This is a genomic window from Psychrobacter sp. UBA3480, from assembly GCF_002377945.1.
In the GTDB taxonomy this organism is placed as follows: domain Bacteria; phylum Pseudomonadota; class Gammaproteobacteria; order Pseudomonadales; family Moraxellaceae; genus Psychrobacter.
On the sequence record NZ_DFQV01000021.1, the window covers coordinates 14,369 to 38,231 of the forward strand.

Sequence of the window (23,863 nt, forward strand, 5' to 3'; positions counted from 1 at the left end):
ACTAGGGCCTTTATCTAGGTATTAGCAGGACTGAAACAGTCTTCCTTGGGTAAAATGTAATGGCTTGACTCGTGGACGACGCAACGTCGCCCCTCACCGTAAACGGTGAAACGCTAAATCTCACAACTCGTTAAGTTTGCCTCATAATAGTTATTATTGTCAATATATAATTGCAAATAAAATTATGCGCGACGCTATATGTCGCAGCTCATATATTTCCTTACAAAAGTCCTTGATATTTTCTGTGAAACGCGCTTTTATGGTGCTACAAAATTACGCGCACTGACAAAATAAAAATTAAGGCAAATTTCTATGAGTCTGTCATTTTCACAAATTCAGCAAGCTTGGCAAGCCCAGGATCCAAGTTTGGTCGATAAATTATGTACATTGGCAACTCAAGCTGATGCGATTCCCGAGACGCCCATCCCTGAGCATGAGCTTACTTTTGATCGGTTTTTAGATAAGATATTTAGTCATCAATTTCGGGAGCAACACCCCGAAGTACAGTTTGCAGAGCGCGTGGCAATGATTGCCAAACTGGAAGCAGATGAAGGCGTTTACCCCCTCCCAGATCGCTACAAAATCCACATAATACTGACCGCACTGTGGGAAGATGGCAGCGCGTATTCTAGAACTATTTTAAAACAAGCCATTACAGCTTTGCCAGTCAGCTACGGTGTGTGGAAGGGTTTAAAGCGTATTTATAAACAAGCTGAATTTTCTCAAGATTATGAGATTTTTGGACAAATAGCTGCCAAGATTGATTTACAGCGTTTCAATCAAACCGCCAACTCTGCGGTCAGCCTAGCCACCAAAACCTATATGAGCCTTAGAGCATGGCGTTATCTACGCCAGCTAGGACAGCAAATGCCAATTGGCTACATTGATGCCGCCGTTTCTGTACTCGCCAGCTATGACGAAACCATGGCGGCAGGCAGCCCTGAACAAACAAACAGCTGGGTGCTCAATCACATCTGCTTTCATAACAGCCTTGATTATGGCGTCAATCGATTCAGCAGCCGCTCACCTCGCAAGCTCTTTGATGCAAAAGGTCGCGCGTTCTCTGAGGCGTGGCAACGAGACCCCGAGCCGCTTATTGAGTTACTGGCCATCGCCAAAAATGAGACTGTCAGACAGTTCGCAACCGATAGTCTAAAGCATGACTTTAAGACCCAATTACGTGATGTGAGTGGTGAGACGCTACAATATTTATCTGCCGGACAAGCGCATAGCAAAGCACGTGATGAGATGATTGTTTGGCTATTAGAAAATTCACCGCATTTTGAAAAGTCTAAATTTCAAGCATTGGGCTTGCATCAAGTCGTACTGCAACTACTTCATTCACACTATCCTGCCGCCTATCAATATGCGATTGGCTATGCCAAAAGCTATGCTCAAGACTTATCGCTCACTGAGCTGATGTTACTGGCCATGTCAGATTATGAACCTGTTAGAGCATTTGCCATTAACAATATCTTGAGTCGTGATCCTGTTTCTGATATCGGTGTCAATGGCTGGGGTCAGCTATTAGACACAGAGCATCACTATCAAACCGCGAGCAAACAACTTAGCAAACACTTTACGCGACGTGACTTGACCCCTGAGTGGTTTTTTGAACGACTGACTAGCGGTAGAACACACAGCGTAAAATTTTCCATAAAAAAACTGCCTGAGCTTTATAGCGCCAAAGAGCTAGGGACTGAATACTTTATTCGCGTTGCCCAGCAGTTAGATGTACCAGAAGTACACGACTTCTCTGCTCATGACGACAGCTACTGCATGGACTTTGCGTTGGATCAGCTCAGACGTTTGGATTTGAGCCAAGTAAACGCTGCCGTGTGGCAAACACTATTGTTACACCCATTATCGCAAGCGACTATTACCGATTGGTTTGATGAAGATGTACTGTCAGCAGCAACGCTTGATATGAGCTATTGGCATGCACTTGCCTATGAGCCTGATTGGCAAGTGAGTGAATATGTTGAGCAATTAAAATCTGCTGACACTCCTATTAAAAACTGGCAAACGCATTTAACCTTCGATGAATGTTTAGCAGAAAACGTGCGGGACTGGCTATCTGATGTGCGTCGGTTTGCGCCGATAGATTTAGGTTTCGACTGGCTTATGAATCTTGCGCATAGCGAACAAGCGCTCTATCGTGAATTTGCGATTGAACGCATTAACAAAGGATTCTTGCCTGCCGACTTTATCGCATATCTCGACAGCAACGAAGGCGACTCTACTGACAACGCTTCCAGTAATAGCGCTGACAATAAAGACTCAAATAGCGATGCTGCTACTGAAGTAGATTTAACTGGCCAACGCTATTTATTCACAGGCAAGATGCAAAGTATGACTCGTGGCGAGGCCGAAAAAGTTGTGAAAGCGGCTAATGGCGCTATTAGCAGCGCCGTCAACGGCAAGTTAGATTACTTGGTCATCGGTGATGATGGTTCACCGTTGTACGGTAATGGCCGTAAAGGTAGCAAGCAAGTTAAAGCCGAAAGCTTAATCGCTGATGGTGCGCCGCTAAAGATTATTTCCGAAACCGCTTTTTTACAGATGCTGAGTGGTCAATCGAGAGAGGTATCTGAAGACGATACTTTTGCAGGTGCCAATGCACTGTGGCATATGGCAACAGATGACGCTACTGCACCTATCAGTGAGCTTGCGATCAGCTACCTCAGTCATCATCATGAACAGATCTGTATGGCACTGACAGACAGACCAGTCGATCCCGATGCGATTATCCCTTCTTCATTCTTTGATGCGGAGCGTGTCATTCCTTTACTGCAACACCGTAACAGCCAGCTGCGAGAATTTGGCTTATTACTGAGTGAGTATGAGATGGCGACGTGGCAACCAACGCCAGCCCTATGGCTGATGATGGCAGAATCTCCCTATACGGATATCACTCAACTGCTAAAGCGTGCGCTATTGGACAAGCCATCTGTTGCCAATCGACGTTACCACGTTCAGTCAGCACAGTTGAATGCTGGCATGTTGAATGCGTTGATTGAAAGCAAAGCGCGAGTCGCTCGCCAAATCGGTATCACTCTACTACAGCGTCATGCCAATTTCCAAGATGTGCAGTCTTTATATCAATTGACCCAAAGTACAGACCGTGAAGTACGTTATGCTGCCGTGACCATGCTATGGAAACACTATAAGGCGCGTCACGTGTCTCCAAACTGGCAACCAGCCAATAGCGATAGTAAAGATAAAGATGCTGCACGAGATAAAGACAGCAGCGCTCAACCACTCATAACAGAGCAGTCAGATAAATGTTTGGCAAGCTTGCCTGCAGAGGTCGATCAGCTACTAATGCTACTACGTCGTGGTCTATTCGAGTTACCACCTGGACGTCTAGGCGGTTCGCAAGAGCCCAATGCTAGTGACAGTAATAAGCATAAGCAACAACGTTATTCAGATAAAAACTCAGCATCATCACAGTCATATGAGGCAGCTGAGTCAGATAGCAATATCACGCTAAAACCCATATCTGCGAGTCGTGCCAAACTGGCATTGATTGAGACTTTTCGTGATGTGGCATTGGCCGATAGCACCTTTGCAGCGCTCATCATGCCCACACTGTTCACCTTTACACATTCGGCAGGCAAGATGGAGCGTCATGCGTGTTTGGTTGCCGTCACACGACTATTGCATCGCTATCCTGAACTATCTAAAAACCTGCAACCAGTGGCATCGGCTTAACGGCTTTGGCAGACATGGATAAATAAATACTTTAAAAAAATATGACGTCACCTCAACTGAGATAACACCATGAAAACAGTAACACTCCCCTATTGGGGTCAAATCATTGGCCTAGTCAGTAAGGCCAACAGCACCCAAGCGGCAACTCAAAAGACAACCAAGCAAGATGGGCGCAGTCTTTTTATTACTCGCCAGCAGCAAGCAGCTGCCACGGTCTTATACGTCCTCGATCAACAAGGTGAGCAATTTAGCTTATCGACAACTGCGCTGCCTTGTGCGATGCAAGCCATCACCAAAATAGATGACAGCACTATTGTGATGATTGGTGATGATGGTCATCTTTACCAAACGGATTGGCAAGCAAAGAAAGTTAAGAAAACCAGTGCTAAATCCTTGCTTGATGCACCTGAAAATAATAACAATGATATAGGCCGTGCTGTAGCCATGGCACCACTACAAGATGCATTGGCTATCTTATATCCGAAACACATCGTGGTATGGCCTTATCAGGACAGTCAAGCCAGCAATACTGTCATTATTGAGCATTATTCGTCTTCTATAGCAGCATCAAGTAAAGAATCCGCATTAACAGCGCTAGCAACGTCAAGTGATGGCTCGTGGTTAGTCGTAGCAGATAAAACGGGAGATGTTAGTAGCTATCAATGGACCTCAGATAGCGTTCAGCTCACTCTAAGTAGTCGCAAACAGCTCCACCTAGGTAAAGTAAACGCGCTTTGTTTTGAGCCAGTCGGGCAGTACTTCTTCTCAGCAGGCGCAGATAAGTGCTTATACCGTACTCATGTCCAAGGCGATCTGCATCCTGTTGATAGAGCCAAGTCTAGCCAACACAGTGAAATGATCACGGCGCTTTGTGTGTCAGACACTCGGCTATTCACTGCCGCCGATGATAAAAGTGTTAAATCATGGGCATTTGATAAAGGTCAGCCAAACAGCTGTAAAGAGGATCTAACCAAGGCTCGACAGATCGTCTTATCTTCTTACGCTGAACAACCAACGCTCATCGTAGTCAGTGCCGATCAGAGCTTACGTTTCGTACCTATTGACCATGCTCAAAGTACGTCACAGAATAGCACCTCACAAAATAGTACGGCAAAAAATAGCAAGCTATTACCAGTCGCTTATATTATCAAAGATGGCTATCAGAGAATCGGCCAATTACTGACAGATGCCTCAAACAATAACGATGTGTCGTTTAAAGAAGGCTTGGCGCTGCTACAGGCGCAAGCAGATAACCAAACATTAGAGCTGGTTAAAAAATTACTTGCTGATAGCGACACGCTCACGGCTAACCAAGCATTGCAATTGGTACAGTGGGTTGCTACTACTAATCTTGATAAAACTGCACAGGTTTTAGAGCAGCAACTAAGCTCGGCGCACAGTGCAAAAGTACGCCTTGCTGCTTTTCATGCCTTGGCCGACCGTGCAAGTACGGCGAAGCGCCCGCTGCATTATCTAGAAGAAGCCTTTAAAAACCGTTACTACGAAGAAGTGGTGGCTTCTGCGTTACAAGGTTACCTAAAGGTCGCGATGAAGGATGCCACAAGCCAGCGCCGCATCTTGCCTATTTTAAGAGACGCGTTGTCACACAGTTTTGCAAATATTCGCAAGCAAGCATTGGCCTCACTTGAGACCTTATTGCCAGAGAACAGTCCGCAAGCAGATTTGATGGCATTAGACTGTAATCAGTCAGACATTGTCCAGTCAGGACTGATTCGTCTGTATCAGCGCGGCATGCTAAACCATCTTGAAGTCTCGCGTCAGTTGATGCTGCTACAGAATCATCGTAATACAGAGATTAGGCAAACGGCATTTTATGTCTCATTACTGTCTCAGCCTAAGTTGGTAGAGGCGTTAAAACAGCAAGGTGACACGCAAACATTGCGTACCCTATCTGATTTTGATGACTTTCGCTTACTGCGTGGCACGCTACTAGATAATGCTAGCAGTACAGCGGCGAATAATAAGGTTAAACAATCCGATGAGGCGATCCGTTTAACCTTATCCACGCAAGATTTTATCTCTCAAGCAGATAATACCCAAACATCTAAGTCTAAAAATAAGGCTAAAACGGCCAAATCCAAAAAGCCTGATACTGAATCTATAAATCTAAGCAATGACACGTTAGAGCCCTTATTACAGAGCTTAAGCAATAGTCACGAAGATATCAGTTTCCGAGCGGCTTATGCGCTGGCTTGCCTACAAGACAAACGGGCATTTGGCACCCTGATTAGGCTTATGAGCCATGATGACAGTGCCATCATCCGTGCTGGTGTCGCCACCGCGCTTGGTCATTTAAATATAGAAGACGCCAAAGCAGTCCTACCGACATTACTAGACGATAAGGACGCAGGCGTGCGCCAAGTGGCTATGCAAGCCTATGGTAAGTTGGCAGACAATGCATTGTCTTGGGCAGCGACGGGTTTTGCTTCTAAACATCAAGATATTCATGAGCAGTCTTTAGCACTGTTTTTAAAGCATGTTGCACCAGATAGCTCAAATAGTGGTGATAGCAGTGATAAAAGTGCTCAGATGTCGTCAGAGATGACAGACATACTGCTACAGGCATTGAACAACCCTTTTACCAGTATTCGGTTAGAAGTGGTTAAAGTTCTATTAAACCGCCAATTTAAGCAGTCATCTGAAAGCGCCATCGTTGACATCATTGAGCTATTGCAGCAAAGCCTCTTTGAAGATGTGCACCAAGTGGCTATAGAGGAATGGCAACGACTGTTGCTAGCGATGAACTCGAAGCATAAAACAAATAAAGCCAATAACACTGAAGAAACGAATCACCAAAAGACCAATCAAGCTGTCCTGACCCTGTTCTTTGCGGATACGTTTGCCGCCATCCGTAAGCAAGCCTTTGACATCTCATTGAAACAGAGCAAACACTTAGGGTTTGCTGACGTCATGTTGAGCGCGCTTGCCAGCCCTTATGCTGATACCAAGCAACTAGCCCTTGCGACAGTGCAAGCCAGAGCGAATACGACTCAGCTGACACAGTTGATGCCAGCTCTAGTGGCCATGTTCGCTGATGACAGTATTGAGCTGCGTAAACAAGCATTAATTGTTGCTTTGGCGCTGACAGACTTACAGCCTACTATTTTAGCGGATCACAGTAGCCTAGATGATAGTAGCGCCGATGATCAACCGAATCATCACGAAGCATTGATTACCGCAGCCCTCAACAGCCCTTATCCTGATATTCAGCTAACAGTCGCGCAACTACTGGCCAGTCAATCACGCCTATATGCTGACGAAGAACAGGCACAGCGGAGTGATGAACAAGCGTATCAAGTCTTTAAACACTATCTAGAACTGCCTATGCCCTCTCAAGGCAAGAAAAGTGATAGCTATACCCAGTGGCACAATCATGTAAGCCAAGCACTGTTTGGTTTGTCTAAACTGGCATACCCATCAAAGCATGATGCGTTAGGTTGGTATGCTAAATATCTACACCACTCTGATGCTGATTTTAAACCTCTTGCACCAAAGATTACGCAGATAGTTTCTTTCGAGGACATTGATCTACTGGTGAAATGGCAAAAAGATGAGCGCGACATTATCAATCAATCAGCCAGTTTGTGTTTGGCTATTTTGGGTGATGCTCGCGGGCAGTACTTCCTTACTCATAACATGAGAGACAATACAGACAATCTTAGTACGCTTGTTGCACCGATGACGCCTACGCATTGGCTACAAGCGCAGCACGGTTTAGGTATTACACATGCACGGCAATTACAGCCTTTGTTTGAGTCAGAGTCCTATGCAGTATCAGCCAGACTGTTATTGATATTTAATGACTTACAGAATGGCTGGCACGATAACAGGCCAACTCCTGAAAAGACCGCTACTAGCACTGGTCGACCCAACCGACTGATAGAAGCCCTAAGCTTTGCCGATAATGACACGGCAGTAGTCTACGCCAACATACTCGCTCGTTACCCAAATGACGTACAACACCCTAATAACCAGTCAGCACTATCGTCAGCATGGCAGTATTTGAGTGATTACTTGTCACGTCAATTAGGCAGTATTTTATCTTCTCACTCTGAAGTCATTACGATGACGATAGATGCCATGCCAAACACGGCAGATAAAGGTGGTGTTAAAGGACAATCGCATAATACGGCCTCTATCCGAGCAAGTACTCTGACAACCGTCAGTACCGAAAACTTACAACAGCTCGCCAACCTCAGTCGCCATCAGCAGCCATTGGTACGCGCCCAAACTATCGATGTTATCTGCAACTTATCTGAATTACTCGCCCATGACTACTATGACGATGAGGACGATGTGTTTGAGACATTACAAAAATGGCAACGCAGTTTGCAGGCATTGTTAAGTGCTCACCCTGTATCAGCCTCTATTCAGGATGTTTCAAACGACGATGCGCAAACAGTCGGTAGCTCTTCTACTGATAAGCAAGACAGTTCCGAGTTGCATTATCCATACCAATCTCTTGCTTTTGGCGCTTGGATTGGCGTCATACGCGCAGGCGATGATTATTATGCTAATAGCAGCACTACAGACCAAGCCATTCGAGGGCTAATGTGGCTTGCTACTCAATCATCGCAGCTTAACACCAATAACAACACTAATAACGATGAGGACTGGCGGGACAGTACCAGTCGCGTGCTATTACCACTACTTAACCACCGTAGTTTTGACACTCGTGAGCTGGCGTGGGAATGCTTGTACAAGCTAAACATGCCTACCAAAAAGCTGGCTGACTATGCCATGAGCACGCCCTATCGAGATATGGTCAAACGCGGCTTGGATTTATTGTTAGATACCGCAAAGAACGATGCCATACAGCAGCAAAGCAAACCATCGGATACAGCGACTGTCAGTAGTAGCGCTGATCAACAACTCATTGATTTGTTAAAAACCAATAATCACACCTTAGCAGAAGAGACCTATCAGCTGCTAAAAGGCCGACTAGGCCATCTGCCAGCCAGCTTGCTCGGGCTACAGACATATTGTCAGTCGCTACTGCCTCAGATCGTTACTGAATGGAAACAAGTCATCGTCACGCCCTTTGCAGACAGTCAATCGCCGTCAGGGCAGCGTCAAGACAAACTGACATTTTTGCTGCACGCTGTGAAGAGTGATGACTGGAATGCAAAATATCAAGCACTGAGTCAACTGGTCGAGTTTCATGACGTACTCTTTGCGGACAGCACGCTATTTGATAGCTTATTTGATTTTGCTGAAGACGCTCAGTCCAGTAATGAGAGATATCGTAGCTGGAAATTACTTACTGAGGCACTCACGTCGTACCAATTCATCAATAAGAACACTGTAGAGGGTCGTTTAAATAGCAGCTTTGATAGTGGTTTAGAGAGTAGCTTTAATATTGCGACTGCTGAACAGGTCGCCAATGAAGCGCACTTACGATTATTAGCCTTACTTGATGATCCACATATCAACAAACCTAAGCAGTTTATTTATAGTGATATCGCTGACCTGCGTAACACGCATCTGGCCGCACCATTACTACAGCGTTTAGAGAACCTGTTTGAGCACACACCGCAAAAGCATAAAGAAGAGCGTAAATACTTATTTGACACTTTGGTGAAAATCAGCGGTTACGATCAGAACATCGAGGACTACCTAGATGAGCGTGAAGACACGCGTTGGTTACAACGTCAGCACCCTAGAGACTCGCAAGTCTTGTTATCACTGTTTACTACGCTTATGAGTCATAGTGATTATGTACTTGCAGCGCTGCTATTGCCGTCACTTGCATGGGTAAAATCGGATGACAGTGATTTATCCTCGCGCATTGATAGCGCTTTGGCGCTAGCCTACGAGCAGATGCCAGCTAAGCATACTTTTAAATTGGTCGAGGCACTGGCATATCGGGCCAAAAGACGACATGGTAGTATTGCCTCATTACAAAACGCTCTACGCAATAAAGACGCCGATGTGCAATTTGCCGCGGCTGAAGGACTCGCTAAATGCGGTCATGCTGATGGGGTCAATATCTTGATGGCCACGATCGATTATAACCCTGATGCTGAGTTCCGCAGCTGCAGTGTGTTAGCCATTGGCGAGCTACTAGGCAGCAGTGACCATCAAAACCAAAATCAAAATGCTGAATCGCCTAATGCTAGCTCGCCTGCGGACAACGCTGATAAAAACTTACAGGTTCATACCTTATACAAAGCCTATGATAAGTTAATCAAACTGGCCGAGGACGACGAGCACTACTTACAAGACGTGGCCAGTGAAGCCTTAGGTCGCCTTGCACAAGGTGGTGACTTTGAGCATAGTCCGCATATTTTTGAGCTATTAAAATCGCACTTGTCAGACCCCGCAATCCATTTCACCAATCCCGCCATTGTCCATTGGTTAAATGGACTGCGCTGGCTGAATACAACGCCTGCTTGGGAAGAAATACGCCACTATATACGCATTCATATCGATAAAGCCATATTCTTCCGTCCACAAAGGCATGCGGTATGGCTACTGCAGATGAATGATAGCGATGCCAATAAAGCATTAATTTTAGATATCTTAAAGCAAAACAACCTAGATCGTGCTGTGCTCATGGCGGCTTATACGGCGGCACAGAAAACTTGGGGCAGTCTTGCGACGCAGATTTATCCTTATGATTGGGCAGCCATCCAAAGCCATAATGATGACTTTGTAGAAGAGACTGAGCATTTGAGTCTAAAGCGTATCATTGATAATAGCAGCATCGATGAGCTGGCAGCATTTATCACCCAGCATGGCGCGCACTTACCAGCCAACATCTTGATGGCACTGCAAAATGCCATTATGGCCAAGCAAGACATGCCAACATCGCAGCTTACCGCGTTGATTACCAGTAGTAACACACTGACACAGCATATTGGACTGTGCTATCTGACCCAATACCCGACCAACTATCTTGATAAAGAGATGGTTACGACGTTGCAGCAGCGTTTTGACACTGCAAGCGAGCAATGGCATACGCTTATTGACACCATCAACCGCAGTCCAACGACCATCAATAATAGTCAGTGGATTGATATGGTTGAGCAAGTGGGTGGCACCATCAGACAACTGGTTTGGCTAATCATGCGTCATGTGTCCATTACAGCTGTCAAAGGTGCTGTCGACAAAACGGCTACTAAGCAGATCGTGGCAATGCTTGATTGGCTCAATGATGCTCGTCAACCATTGACCATCACCTCTATTCCACTGCTCTCTACGACTGTTAGCGGTTGGTGGCAGCAAGCGCTGTTAGGACTACTGGCCAGACCAGTCGCTGACGATAAGGTGTTATCAAATATAGTGCCAACATTGAGCAGCGTATCAACTACGGTTCAATCGCCGCTCACTTATGACAACCAAGCCTTACTATCAACGCTACTAACTCGTATTGAACAAAGCGGTACATCTACCCAAAAATCCATAATAACGGTAGTAAAAAATGCGCTGAAACATAAGGGCTCGTCTACCGAGATACCAATCAATCAGCAGCTACTACAGTGGATCAAAGCCAAAGACGCTGACGCACTTTATCATTGTGCAAATAATGACAACATGGAGATGACGGTTCGCATCCGTGCCATCGAAGCGCTTGGACAGCTACATGATCCAAATATTGAACAATGGCTGACGACGCTCATGGCACATGAAAACTCAGACATTCAGAAGCTTGCTTATAAAGTACTACGCCGCTGGCAACGTGCCATGATACGAGCACAGCAAAAGCGTCCGTTGGCATATAGTCAGGACAGCAGTCAAAAAAGCAATCAGGGTGAAGGAGACAGTCAATGACTATAGATAATCAATTAGACCAAGCATTAGAAACAGAATCAGAAGTAGCAAACACTGATGGCCTGATGATGCAGTTGGACTACGCCGCACCCAGCCAAATCAGTCAAGTTAACGAATCGTCAGATTCACTGTCGGAGGCGCAAACGACCGAACACACTCAGCATGTGGCACTATTTGCTCAGCTAAATCGATCGGAGGTTAACTTCCATGGTAAGGTCAAATCTCCCCTTGTCTTTCGTGACAGTTTGCTAGCCTTATTCGATGTGGTCAGTAGTGATTATCGCTATGTGCCAAAAGACCGTTCAGCGTATACGATCTTTATGCAGATGCGCCGTGCCAATAGCAATAAAAATCTATTTACTGCGCAGCGTGACTATTTCACATGGTTGTTCGATAACGATCCACTCGCCTTTTGTATTTTAGATCCTATTATTCAGGTGCATGAGCAAGGTGTCAGCTTTGAGGTATTTAGCCGTGATGAAGGCTGCTATGCCCAATTAACATTGACCAATGAGATTTTTGAGCAAAATACCAAACCTACCTTTGGTACGACAAGTATTGATTACAGTACGGCCTTGTTTAACGGTATTGAAAAAATACGCGATCATCAACAAACGATATTAGACATTGGTCATGAAGCGGTCGGCTTACAGTTACTTGAAGCCAAACCAGAGACAGCTGAAGCAGATACTGATAGTACAGTAACCAAGCCCACCGTAAAAAAACAGATCATAGAAAAACGCATCAATGTACCAAAAAGCTGGGTCAGAGCACTGCTGCAAGTACAGTCTGCAGGTCAATTGACACAAGACACCATCCATCTCGACCCAATCGCACTGTACAACGTGTTGTTTGAGCTGCGTATGCATGCTGATATCAAAGGCAAACGCCGTGGATTGTTGATTGAGCTTAGACCTCAGCAGCTGCCAGTGATTATATTAGAGCCATTTGACATCACTGTTACTAGCCAAGTCAGCCAACAGCAAAAGCCCTATCAAGGTCAACAAGCAAAGCTCATTCGCTTATGGGGTCGTCGTCGTCTCAGCCTATTAAAACGACTGTTGCCGCATGCTGATAGTGTTTCCGTCTCTTTATTGGGTCAAGGCATGCCAAGCTACTGGACACTAAAAGGCAAAGGCTTTCATTTTACCTTTGCTATGACAGGCTTTAGCCAAGCCAACTGGTCACAGTCATTAAACTTTGACTTGTTACTGCCAAAGCGCCCACTGCAAAATACATTAGCTGCTAGTGAAGGGTTATCAGACAGTAGTAAAGCAACCTTAGATGATAGTAATAATGATAATAACGATGAGCATAATGGCTTGTCTGTATTGATTAAAACACTGGCAAATACTCCTAGTACAATAGAAGATTTGGTAAAGTCGCTATCAGCAGATGCTTCATTAACGTCTGTGCCTGTTTCTCGCCAACAAATCCAGCAATGGTTACTGTCAGGTACTCAGCAAGGCTTAATTCGCTATGAGATGGCGAGGCAGCTGTATCACTACAGACCTTTGACGCAGACACCGCTTGATATGGCGCAGTTTGCTTATCACAATGAGGCAGAAAAACAGGCCTTTGATTTGATTAGCCGTACGGATGCCGTGCAGAAGTTCTCTGTCGAGACAGTCGCTGTCAAAGGTATTACCATTCGTGCAGATATTCATGTCGAAGAAGACAGACGTACTTATCACAGCCAGCTGCAATTAGGCGATGAAGCACTGGTCAGCCGAGCAGAATGTAGCTGCCCGCAGTATTTACAGCACCGACTCACTCATGGTGTGTGCGCGCATCTTATCACGCTACGACTTAGATATAACCAATACGACCCAAATAACACCGGCAATGATAGCTGGCATGACACTCGTGTCTTGAGTAAACGCGTACCGAGTAAGCACTTTAATCAGCCTAGGAATAAAAAAGAAAGCGTACAAGTAGCAGGCTATAACTCGTTAATGACATTATCTTCTGCACCAACACTTGATTTAACGGCCTTAGCTCAACCAGTTGCCCAGTCACACGCGACTACAAGTGATAAGACACAAGCGTTAACCGCACAAGAGACCGCTATTGCTTATGTTTACATCACCATTGCCCATAAGAAGATTACCATTGAACAAACAATAGGTGACAAGGATACGCGCCAGCAGTTGGTGTTCAATCAGCCTGCTCAAGCCAAAGCCGCTTTTTTACAACATATTGCCAGATTTGAAGCCAAAGGCTTTATCGAAAATCAAGGGATATAAGGTATGACCACACAAACAGCCAACCATAACGATTACATCAGCCCTGAGCCAGTACCTACTCCTTTTGAGCGTCAGTGGCAGCAACTATGGCAAGATATTGAGCTGGCAGGCGGACGTTACCAATATGTTCAGCAGCAGCTGGTCAGTCAAGGCTTTATGGTCGATCGTCAACCTGTCGATAACATGAGCCCAAAAGAACGGGAGCGCTATAAAAAAGCCTTAAAAAAAGAGGCAGCTGAAGAGAGAATCCTCAAAAAGGCTGCTTGGCAAGCATACAAAGCGCATCACATGGTTTATCTTGGTCGTCATGTATATTGGACGGACGATACCAGTACCGATAAATGGGATATCAAAGACGCGGCCAATCGGCTGATTGAAAACAAACTGCCACTGCTGCGTAAACATAATGAGTTAGCAGAAGCGGTTAATCTCACCATACCGCAGTTAAAAGGATTGTGCTATCAAAGAGAGGTCGCCACCAATCTGTCTTATTCGCATTTCACTATTGCCAAACGCAATGGAGCAGCGCGTCAAATATGGTCGCCGATACCACGTTTGAAGTTTGTGCAACGCTGGATTTTGCACAATATTTTGAATAACTTAACGACGCATGGTGCCGCCCATGGCTTTGTACGCGGTAAATCTATCGTGACCAATGCAGCCGTACACAGCAACAGTGAGCTGCTTATTAAGCTTGATGTTAAAGACTTCTTTCCTAGCGTGAGCTGGCGCCGTGTCAAAGGAGTATTCCGTCATGCTGGCTACCCAGAGCAAATTGCCACATTATTGGCATTATTGTGTACGGAGTCGCCCCGACAAGTGGTGCAGCAAGATGGCGTTACCTACTATGTAGCATTAGGCGATAGAGCCTTGCCACAAGGTGCGCCTACCAGTCCTGCATTAACGAACATTGTTTGCTTAAATCTGGATCGACGCTTGACAGGATTGGCAGAAAAGTTGGGCCTACGTTATAGCCGTTATGCCGACGACTTGACCTTTAGTGTGCCCGCTATTGAAGACACCAAACCCAAATCGAAGGCTAAAACAACGATTAAAGCCACGACTAGCACCGCAAAGAAACAAACCGATACGCAGCATAATAAGCTAATCGGGCAACTGCTCGGCTCAGTCCATAAGATATTACGTGAAGAAGGTTTTGCATTAAATAATGATAAAACGCGCGTGATTCGTAAAGGCAATCAGCAACAAGTGACAGGCATGGTGGTCAATGGTAGCGGCGTGCCAAGGGTATCTCGTCAGATTAAGCGCATGTTACGAGCAGCTGTTCATAACCTAGAGTCAGGCGGTACATTACGCGCTGATGAGACTTTAAATACGCTGTCAGGATATGCCGCTTGGATAGCCTCGGCAGAGCCAGAGCTAGGACACAGTTACCTGACTAGGATTGAGCGTTTGCAAGTGCAGCAAGAGACATCTGCATAAATATTTATTTATATTTATAAAAAAATGAGTATTAGAAAAATTCTATTTCTAATACTCATTTTTACATCAGTAACATGTACTGATGTAAATATAGCGCCATTACACCAATAAAAACGCTGCAGTACGACTGTCTTTTGATTGGGCAACGTCATATGGCGTACCTTGAGCGACGATTACCCCGCCCGCATCCCCTGCCCCTGGTCCGATATCAATGATCCAGTCACTATTGCTCGCCACCTGCATATCATGTTCAACCATAATAACGGTATTGCCCGCAGCGACGAGACCATTTAACTGCGTCATAAGCATAGACACATCAGCAGGGTGTAGGCCGGTGGTTGGCTCATCCAATATGTATAGCGTGTCGCCTCGCTGCGTGCGTTGCAGCTCGGTGGCAAGTTTAATACGCTGTGCTTCGCCACCCGACAATTCGGTGGCAGGCTGACCCAGACGTAAGTAACCAAGTCCAACTTGTAGCAACGCCTCTAATGCACGCAAAATAGGCGCTTCATCAGCAAAAAATTCGTGAGCCTCTTCAACTGTTAAGTTTAATACTTCAGCGATATTTTTATCTCGATAAGTGATTGCTAGCGTATCCTCGTCATAGCGTTGACCATGACATACCTGACAAGGTGCATAGACGCTTGGTAGAAACAACAGCTCAACACTGACAAACCCTAAGCCTTCACAGTTTGGGCAGCGACCTTTTATGGTATTAAAGGAGAACCTGCCAGCATCATAGCCATGAGATTTTGCTTGCTTGGTGGCTGCAAACAGCTTACGTACATCGTCAAATAAACCCGTATAGGTTGCCAAATTAGAGCGCGGTGTACGTCCAATCGCTTTTTGATTGATATTAATGAGACGACGGACGTGCTCCATGCCAGCGACGATTTCACCGCCAGTTATTGACTCAAGCTCCTGCTCAAGTAAGTCCGCCTCACCGACAGGCGCTTCTGTAACTGTTTTTTGACCCAATGCTTCATTGATAAGCTCTACCAATGCTTGGCTGACGAGACTTGATTTGCCTGAGCCCGAGACCCCTGTGACACTTGTCATCACCCCAAGCGGGAACTCAACATCTAATCCTGTAATATTATTTCGCTCAATGTTGGCAAGCTTAAGCCACTCTGTCGGCTGCCTTGTGCTAGATTTTGACTGTGCGTTAGACGTAGCATTGGCAAAGAGATATTGACCAGTATGCGACTGCGTAACTTTACGAAGACCATCTACAGGACCACTATAGACAATCTCGCCGCCATGTGTACCTGCCTTTGGCCCGACATCGACTACCCAATCGGCATGTCTGATGACACTCACATCATGCTCAACGACAAACACTGAATTACCAACGGCAATCAGCTCATCCAGTGCACCTAGCAATGCTTGAGTATCAGCGGGATGCAGACCTGCCGATGGCTCATCAAGGACATATACCACGCCAAACAACTGCGAGCGAATCTGGGTTGCCAGCCGTAGTCGCTGTAGCTCACCAGGAGAGAGAGTCGGTGTGGTACGCTCAAGCGAAAGATAGCCTAATCCTAACCTTGTCAGCGCTTCAACACGAGAGAGAATGTCACTGGCGATACGCTGGGCAACGATGGCTTTTTCGCGGTTTGGTGTGTTATCGGCTACCTTGGTACAAGCGGTTACTTCTAATTTTTCCGCCATTTCAGTCAGTGTTAGCTGTGATAGCTCACCAATATCCAATCCTGCAAACTTGACCGATAGCGATTCTTTCTTTAGTTTTTTACCGTGACATTCAGGGCACTCAGATATCTGCATAAATTGCGATACGCGTTTTTTAGTACGCGGGCTCTGAGTGGTAGCAAAAGAGTGCAAAATGAAGTTTTTGGCACTGGTAAAAGTACCCATATAGTTTGGCTTTTCGCCCTTCTCGATCGCATCACGCGTTTGCTCAATGTTGTATTCAGGATAGACAGGTACTGTTGGCGTATCATCTGTAAACAAAATCCAATCACGCGTCTTTTTCGGCAGTGTGTGCCATGGTTTATCGATATCATAGCCCAATGTAGTCAATATACGGCTGAGGTTTTGACCTTGCCATGCTGGTGGCCAAGCTGCAATCGCCCGCTCACGGATTGTCTTAGTGTTATCTGGCACCAGCAGCTCTTCAGTGACCTCAAATACGCGGCCGATACCTGAGCAAGTCGGACAAGCACCATCGGGCGTATTGGGGGAAAATGCATCTGCGTATAGAATCTCTTGATCAGCGGGATACTCTCCTGCGCGTGAGTACAGCATACGCAGGCCATTGGATATCGTCGTTACGCTACCCACGGACGAGCGCACTGATGGCGTACCCCGCTTCTGCTGCAAAGCGACTGCTGGTGGTAACCCTTCTATAGAATCAACATCTGGCTCATCGACCTGATCGATCAGTCGTCTAGCATAAGGCGATACAGAGTCAAGGTAGCGGCGTTGTGACTCGGCAAACAACGTACCAAATGCTAATGACGACTTCCCTGAGCCGGAGATACCGGTAAAGACCACCAAAGCATTGCGAGGTAAATCAACATCAACGTTCTTCAAATTGTGTACGCGTGCCCCTCTGACCTGAATATTGTCTTGATCAGGGTTATAAAGGGCATTTCTCACTGTGTTTGTTGTACTTGTTTTTTCTTCTAATTTTTCTGAATTCGCCATAGCGTTATTGTTCCTATCGAATCGTTGTTTATTCCTAACGAGCTTAGTTTTTTTTATTTAATTAGGGCGTGTCATCAATTAGCAGAAAGGTTAACACGTACTCATGGAAGGTCATGGCGAGGTTTACGTATCAATAGCATAGATAGACAAAACGATAACTCAAGTCACCCAATCATTAATAATAAAAAACCCGCATCAATGCGGGTTTTGTTTAGAAAAAATACTATTAAATTGCTAAGAGGCTGACAATTTAGGTATTAAGACACAACCAAGCGCATCAATTGGGTGCTGATATAACCACCAAACGTCCCTACTGCGTAACCTAAAATACCCAAAAACACTCCTACTGGTGCTAGCGATGGATGAAATGCCGTAGCGACAATCGGTGCTGAGGATGCACCGCCTGTATTGGCATTAGAGCCAACTGCCAGAAAGAAAAATGGCGCACGAATGATTCTAGCGACGGCAAATATGATAACGACATGGATGCTCATCCATAGTAAGCCGATTAACAGTAAACGCCACTGTGAGACGATACCCGCCAGATTGATTTGCATACCGATTGCGGCAATTAATACAAAGATAAATACTGTGCCGATTTTTGATGCGCCAACATGATCAAGCCTACGTATCTTAGTGAACGAAAATATAACACCTATTACCGTAATAATTACCACCATCCAAAAGAACGAGCTGGCAAAGCTATACTGAACAGCCCAACTATAAGGCGCAAAGAAATTTGCAATCTGACCGCCGACAAAGTGCGCGACCCCGACCATGGCAAAGCATAAGCCAAACATCACCATCAAGTCATTGATGGTTGCTGGGCGGGCATGATCACGTTCATAGCTCTCGACTGCTTTAACCACTTTATCTATGCTACTGGTATCCGCGTGTAAAAAACGGTCTATCTTGTCGCTATGTTTTGCCATTACTAAGATAGCTAGCAGCCACAGTGAGGCATTGGTCGTATCGACTAAAATCATCATACCAAACAAATCATCACTGACCCCGAACAGCTCCTTCATTGCTGCTTGGTTAGCCGCGCCGCCTATCCAGCTGCCCGCTACAGCAGAGAACCCACGCCATAATGTGTCATCGGTGAACATCGCAGGCGATATCCACTTAGCGACTCCCAAACTGATCGGACCACTGATGACGATAGCGATACTGGCAGCAAAAAACATAGCGATCGCTTTCCAGCCTAAGCCCAATATTTTAGGTACATCCATGGATAAGGTCATCAATAGTAAACTTGCTGGCAGCAAATAAGTGGCAGTAAAGCCATAAATCTGCGAACCAATGCCATCGGCAAACACGCCTAAGCTATTTAGAGTGGCTGGTATAAAGCAGCAAAGTACAATACCAGGCAATACGGCATAAAATCGACGCCAAAATTTGCCCGGCAAGCCTTGGGTATAAAAAACCAGACCAATAATGGCCATAATGATGCCAAAGGCTAATGGCAAATTATCAATTGCTAAGTTTGAGGTGGCAGGCATCAAGGCGCTCCAAGAGTTACAACGGGCAAAAGTAAATCAGTATAGACAAGGCAAAAAACTCCTGCAAGCAGCCATCGACTATTAGCTAGGATTTGCCAAGTAGTATTTGACAGGATGAATAGCAAGATAACGGCTATACACGTAACGTCATACACTCGTTATTGAGCAATATAAAACAGGTAAACGCAAAAAAGCCAGATAACAAGTATCTGGCTTTTTCAATGCTATCTTTAGACGATTAATGAATCAATGATTTTAATCGTCAAATATAGCTGTATTACGAGTTGTTACCACGGTTGCCGCCGTTTGGACGACCTTGGCCACGGCTGTCAGAACGACCAGCTGGACGACCTTGGCTACCGCTTGGACGACCGCGACCAGTTGCAGCACGCTCACCACGTGGAACGCCATTGCTATCACCGCGGCTTGGGCCACCAGTGCGCTTGCCTTGATACGGCTTGCCACCTGAACGCTCATTTGGTTTGCCTGACGTGTCACGTGGCTTACCTTGATAACCGCTGTCGTTGCTCGCGCGTTGACCAGTTGGAGCGCTGTCGCTTGAACGACCACGACCTTGACCACCACCGCTAGATTTACCAGCATAGCCACCGCCTGAACGACCACGGCCTTGACCGCCACCGCCGTTTGAACGACCACGGCCACGACCACGACCACGACCATTACCTTTGTTTTCGCTAGGTACGTAAGTTTTCTTAGGTTCCATACCTTCGATGATACATACTTCCATTTTGCGATCTAAATAACGGTTGATAGCGTTAAGCTGTGGACGATCATCCATGCTACATAGGCTGATAGCAACACCAGTACGACCAGCACGACCACAACGACCGATACGATGGACGTAATCTTCAGTCTGACGCGGTAAGTCATAGTTGATAACGTGCGAGATAGCTGGGATATCTAGACCACGAGCAGCAACATCAGTCGCTACTAGGATTTTTACTTTACCATTACGCAAGTCTTGAACGATACGGTTACGCTTGCTCTGTGGCAAGTCACCATGTAGGAAGCTTGCTTTATGGCCTGCTTCTTGTAGCTGTTTAGCCAGTTTTTCAGTGCTACGTTTGGTAGCAGCAAAGATAATGATTTGTTCCATATCTTGCTGGCAAACGATTTTGTCAAGTAAACGGTTTTTGTGATCAAAATCGTCACAGTAGTACACTTTTTCTTCGATGTGTGCAGATTCTACTTTGATTGATACGCGCTCAGGGTTCTTAGTGAAGCTGGCAGCGATTTTACCTACTGGGCCATCCCAAGTTGCTGAACACATGATCGTTTGACGATCGATTGGTGCTGCACGAAGGATGTCACTGATATCATCAGCAAAACCCATGTCTAGCATACGGTCAGCTTCATCAAGTACCAATACTTCTAGGTTTGACAAATCAACGCGACCTGCATTGATATGGTCAAGTAGACGACCAGGAGTTGCAACGATTACTTGAACGCCCTTTTTCAAAGCAGTGATCTGACCGTTGTATGGTGCGCCGCCAACTAGTGGTACACAAAATAGACCGCGCATGTCTTTAGAATAAGTGCGAACGCTGTCATGTACTTGCTGAGCAAGTTCACGCGTTGGCGTTAGGATAAGTGCTTTGGTGAGTTTGTCAAAGCTAGTGGCACGGCTCAAACGGTCAAGTACAGGGATAACGAAAGCCGCTGTTTTACCACTACCCGTTTGCGCTGACAATAAAAGGTCACGACCGGCTAGAGCAAAAGGAATGGCTTGTTCTTGAATAGGGGTTGGATTGGTATAGCCACTGCGATCAAGCGCAGTAAGAATTGGCTTAGCAATGCCAAGATCAGTAAAAGTGATTTTGTTTTCTTCAGTGGCGTCAGTAGCAGCCGCTTGAGTATTATTATCAGTATTTGGAGTGTCAGTGCTTTCGATGATGCCGTTTTCAGCGGCGATTGCAGATAAGATGTCAGTCATAAGAATCCTTGGTAAGTATAAGTTGCTGTAAATTCAGCAAACTTGATGCATACCACTGATAACCGTTCACCACGCTGCTCTTATTAGCATTACCGAGCAATATAAAATTGTCGATAATCAGAAACCAAGCCAATAGAGCTTAGCGTCTTTATAATAAATGCGTTCGTGCTGTCTGACGTATTTTGGTGGTAGTGCCGAGTGTCTTATCCTTGCTTGATATACGCTCATTATCAATGCTTTGTCCAAAGCAGATAAAGGCAAACAGCAACCAATCTAGACCCTAGTTATAGGCCAGTAGATAAGATATGAGTCAAAAATAACGGATATTTTTAAAGGTTATTTAAGTACACAAAATCATCGGCAACAATTACTTATGGTCATCCTAGACCCAAAATCGCAGGCGATGTTATCAATCTCATAATTCACGAAAGCCTAAGCTAACGTGGCGACGCAGTATAGCACAATAAAAAAATATATGTACCTATTTCTTCAATTACTGAGTAAATAAGCACTAACAGTGTTGATAATAAACAAGTTTAGGTATTTTATTGAATAACTAAAGTAAATGAACTACTGGCTATTTATCTATCGTACTACTTTGACTTCTGTGACATAGGTAGGTAGCTGCCATGCCCCGCCTGCCTCGATTAAGCGGCATAGTCCAGTAGTACTTTCATGGCTCTTTTCAAATGCACGGCCCGTCCATAGCCAATCGGTTTTGCTCATGCAATCACCGATGCCGCGACCTTTTTGTACAGAGGTAAGCTTGCCTTTATCGTAGCCAGTAGCATTGGTCGTAACCAACGTTGGCTTATAAGGTTTACTATCATTGAGCACCCAAACCCCTGCTCCAGCGTTATAAGCGCCTGTCCAGCACTCATGCTGTGCCAACAGCTGAGAGCCATTTAGACGACTGATACGCCAAGGTGATTTGTCTGAAAGATTGGGACAAACGCTGTCTGCATCTTTCATTGTGCCTTTTACCAACGCTGCCAACTGAGAGGACCTCATTACAAACTTTTTGTCATTACCATCGTCCGCTTTGGCGCTTGGAACGATGAACTGCAGTACTGGCGCGGCTTTGGGAGGTAATATACCGCCACTAGATTTAGCAGCATCGTCATTTTTGATAAAAGCACTGGATGTACCAACGCGACCTTGGAACTCATCGGCTTTTAGCATAGCAGCACTGGCACCTTTGTCAGAGAGCTGCCAACGTGAATTGCGCAAGGCCAACGTAATCTTGCTAGATTTGGTCAACGCCTCTAACAGTGCAGTTACTTGCGCTTGAGTAAGCTCAGCGTTACCTGCAGCGGCTGAATATGGCTTCGTCTCACCATAATCCTTGTCATTAATAAACAACGAGATGCGATGACGATTACCAAGCTGCATTAAGGCTTTAGACGAGCTGTCCTTTGCTCCGCCAAGCTTTACTTTACCATCCACGCCAGCATTTGCACCTGCACGGCGTACGAGCAATATAGAAACCGGAAACTCACTGTTATTCTCTGCTTGATACCCTGCCAGCCGGCACGTACGCGTATTATCACAAGCGACTTGCCAGTCTTGACTAGTAAACTCAGTCGATGTATTGGCCATACTGGTGGTACTAAATAAAGCGGTACTAAGCGCTGCAAGTACAGGCAGTAATATTTTATTTTTTATCATATAGGTGGATTGTTCTTTTATTTTTTTAGGTATGTTTTCTGAATAATACTCTACAGTGATGTTTTTGGGATTTTTATTAGACTGGGCACTGTTTTTATAGCTATTGTCATCATACTTATTATCGTCATAGATAATGCCTGACCTACTAACACCAGTTAAATCAGCGCCTCTTGATAGCGACATATCGTTTATATAATTATTGTCTTTCATAATCATCACCTTTCAGTAGAAGAAGTATAAACACCTGTCTATTGTAATGGTGCTCGGCTATCTTAACGCACTAGTGTTTCTATCTGTTGTACTAATGTATCATTGTGTAAAGACAAAGGGAAGACCTAGCATACATTATATTCATTTTTATGAATATAAGTAAAAAGGCTGATAAGCTATTTGCTTATCAGCCTTGCTGCTGTGCTTAAGGTTTATTTATGCTTAAACTGTACTGTTAGATCTAAACTGTATTGGATACTTAGTTTAGTCGATTGGTTTTAGCTCTAGCGCTACTGCACGTTTAACTGCAGGACGTTCAGCAATTTTCTTAGCCCAACGTTGCAAGTGTTTGTAGTCTTCTACTTGTAAAAACTCTGCTGCGTCATAGAGCTTACCTAGTGCCAACTGACCATACCAAGACCAGACAATCATATCCGCAATGTTGTAATCAGATTCATTATTGCCACACAGGTACTCATGGTCTTTTAGATGCGTGTCTAATACATCGAGCTGACGCTTGGTTTCCATCGTATAGCGATTGATTGGATACTCTAAAGGTTCAGGCGCATACGTATAAAAGTGCCCAAAGCCGCCACCTAAGAAAGGCGCGCTACCCATTTGCCACATAATCCAAGACAAACAATCTGCTCGCGCTTTGCCAGTAG

9 protein-coding genes are annotated in these 23,863 nt (G+C 45.3%); 4 read left to right on the plus strand and 5 right to left on the minus strand.

The genetic code is table 11. From position 1 onward, the window contains the following. The first annotated feature begins 312 nt into the window (after positions 1 to 312). The 4 genes from B2863_RS09790 to B2863_RS09805 all read left to right on the plus strand — a co-directional run bounded on the left by B2863_RS09790 (position 313) and on the right by B2863_RS09805 (position 15,197). Positions 313 to 3,714: a BRCT domain-containing protein gene (locus B2863_RS09790; RefSeq protein WP_296209867.1), complete on the plus strand. Its 3,402-nt coding sequence runs from the start codon at positions 313 to 315 to the stop codon at positions 3,712 to 3,714. A 69-nt stretch (positions 3,715 to 3,783) separates the two neighbouring features. Next, entirely contained in the window at positions 3,784 to 11,508 is a 7,725-nt protein-coding gene (locus B2863_RS09795; RefSeq protein WP_296209869.1) for a HEAT repeat domain-containing protein, read from the plus strand. Beyond that, on the plus strand, positions 11,505 to 13,754 hold the full coding sequence (locus B2863_RS09800) for a hypothetical protein (RefSeq protein WP_296209872.1): 2,250 nt from the start codon (positions 11,505 to 11,507) through the stop codon (positions 13,752 to 13,754). Before B2863_RS09795 ends, B2863_RS09800 begins: the two co-directional genes overlap by 4 nt. Positions 13,755 to 13,757: 3 nt before the next feature. Continuing rightward, positions 13,758 to 15,197, plus strand: coding sequence for a reverse transcriptase family protein (locus tag B2863_RS09805; protein WP_296209875.1), 1,440 nt, complete (start codon positions 13,758 to 13,760; stop codon positions 15,195 to 15,197). A gap of 99 nt (positions 15,198 to 15,296) precedes the next feature. On the opposite strand, the gene uvrA is transcribed toward B2863_RS09805, so the two are convergent. The 5 genes from uvrA to B2863_RS09830 form a co-directional block, all read right to left on the minus strand. Further along, positions 15,297 to 17,864: an excinuclease ABC subunit UvrA gene (uvrA, locus tag B2863_RS09810; RefSeq protein WP_296209878.1), complete on the minus strand. Its 2,568-nt coding sequence runs from the start codon at positions 17,862 to 17,864 to the stop codon at positions 15,297 to 15,299. 257 nt (positions 17,865 to 18,121) lie between these two features. Beyond that, a complete protein-coding gene (locus tag B2863_RS09815; RefSeq protein ID WP_296209880.1) occupies positions 18,122 to 19,366 on the minus strand; it encodes a DUF819 domain-containing protein in 1,245 nt (414 codons plus the stop codon). Between the two features lie 277 nt (positions 19,367 to 19,643). Beyond that, positions 19,644 to 21,320: a DEAD/DEAH box helicase gene (locus B2863_RS09820; protein ID WP_296209882.1), complete on the minus strand. Its 1,677-nt coding sequence runs from the start codon at positions 21,318 to 21,320 to the stop codon at positions 19,644 to 19,646. Positions 21,321 to 21,905: 585 nt separating this feature from the next. Further along, on the minus strand, positions 21,906 to 23,198 hold the full coding sequence (locus tag B2863_RS09825; protein WP_228153188.1) for a DUF1176 domain-containing protein: 1,293 nt from the start codon (positions 23,196 to 23,198) through the stop codon (positions 21,906 to 21,908). A gap of 264 nt (positions 23,199 to 23,462) precedes the next feature. Further along, a partial coding sequence (locus tag B2863_RS09830; protein ID WP_296209887.1) for a glutathione binding-like protein occupies positions 23,463 to 23,863 on the minus strand: 401 nt, incomplete at its 5' end.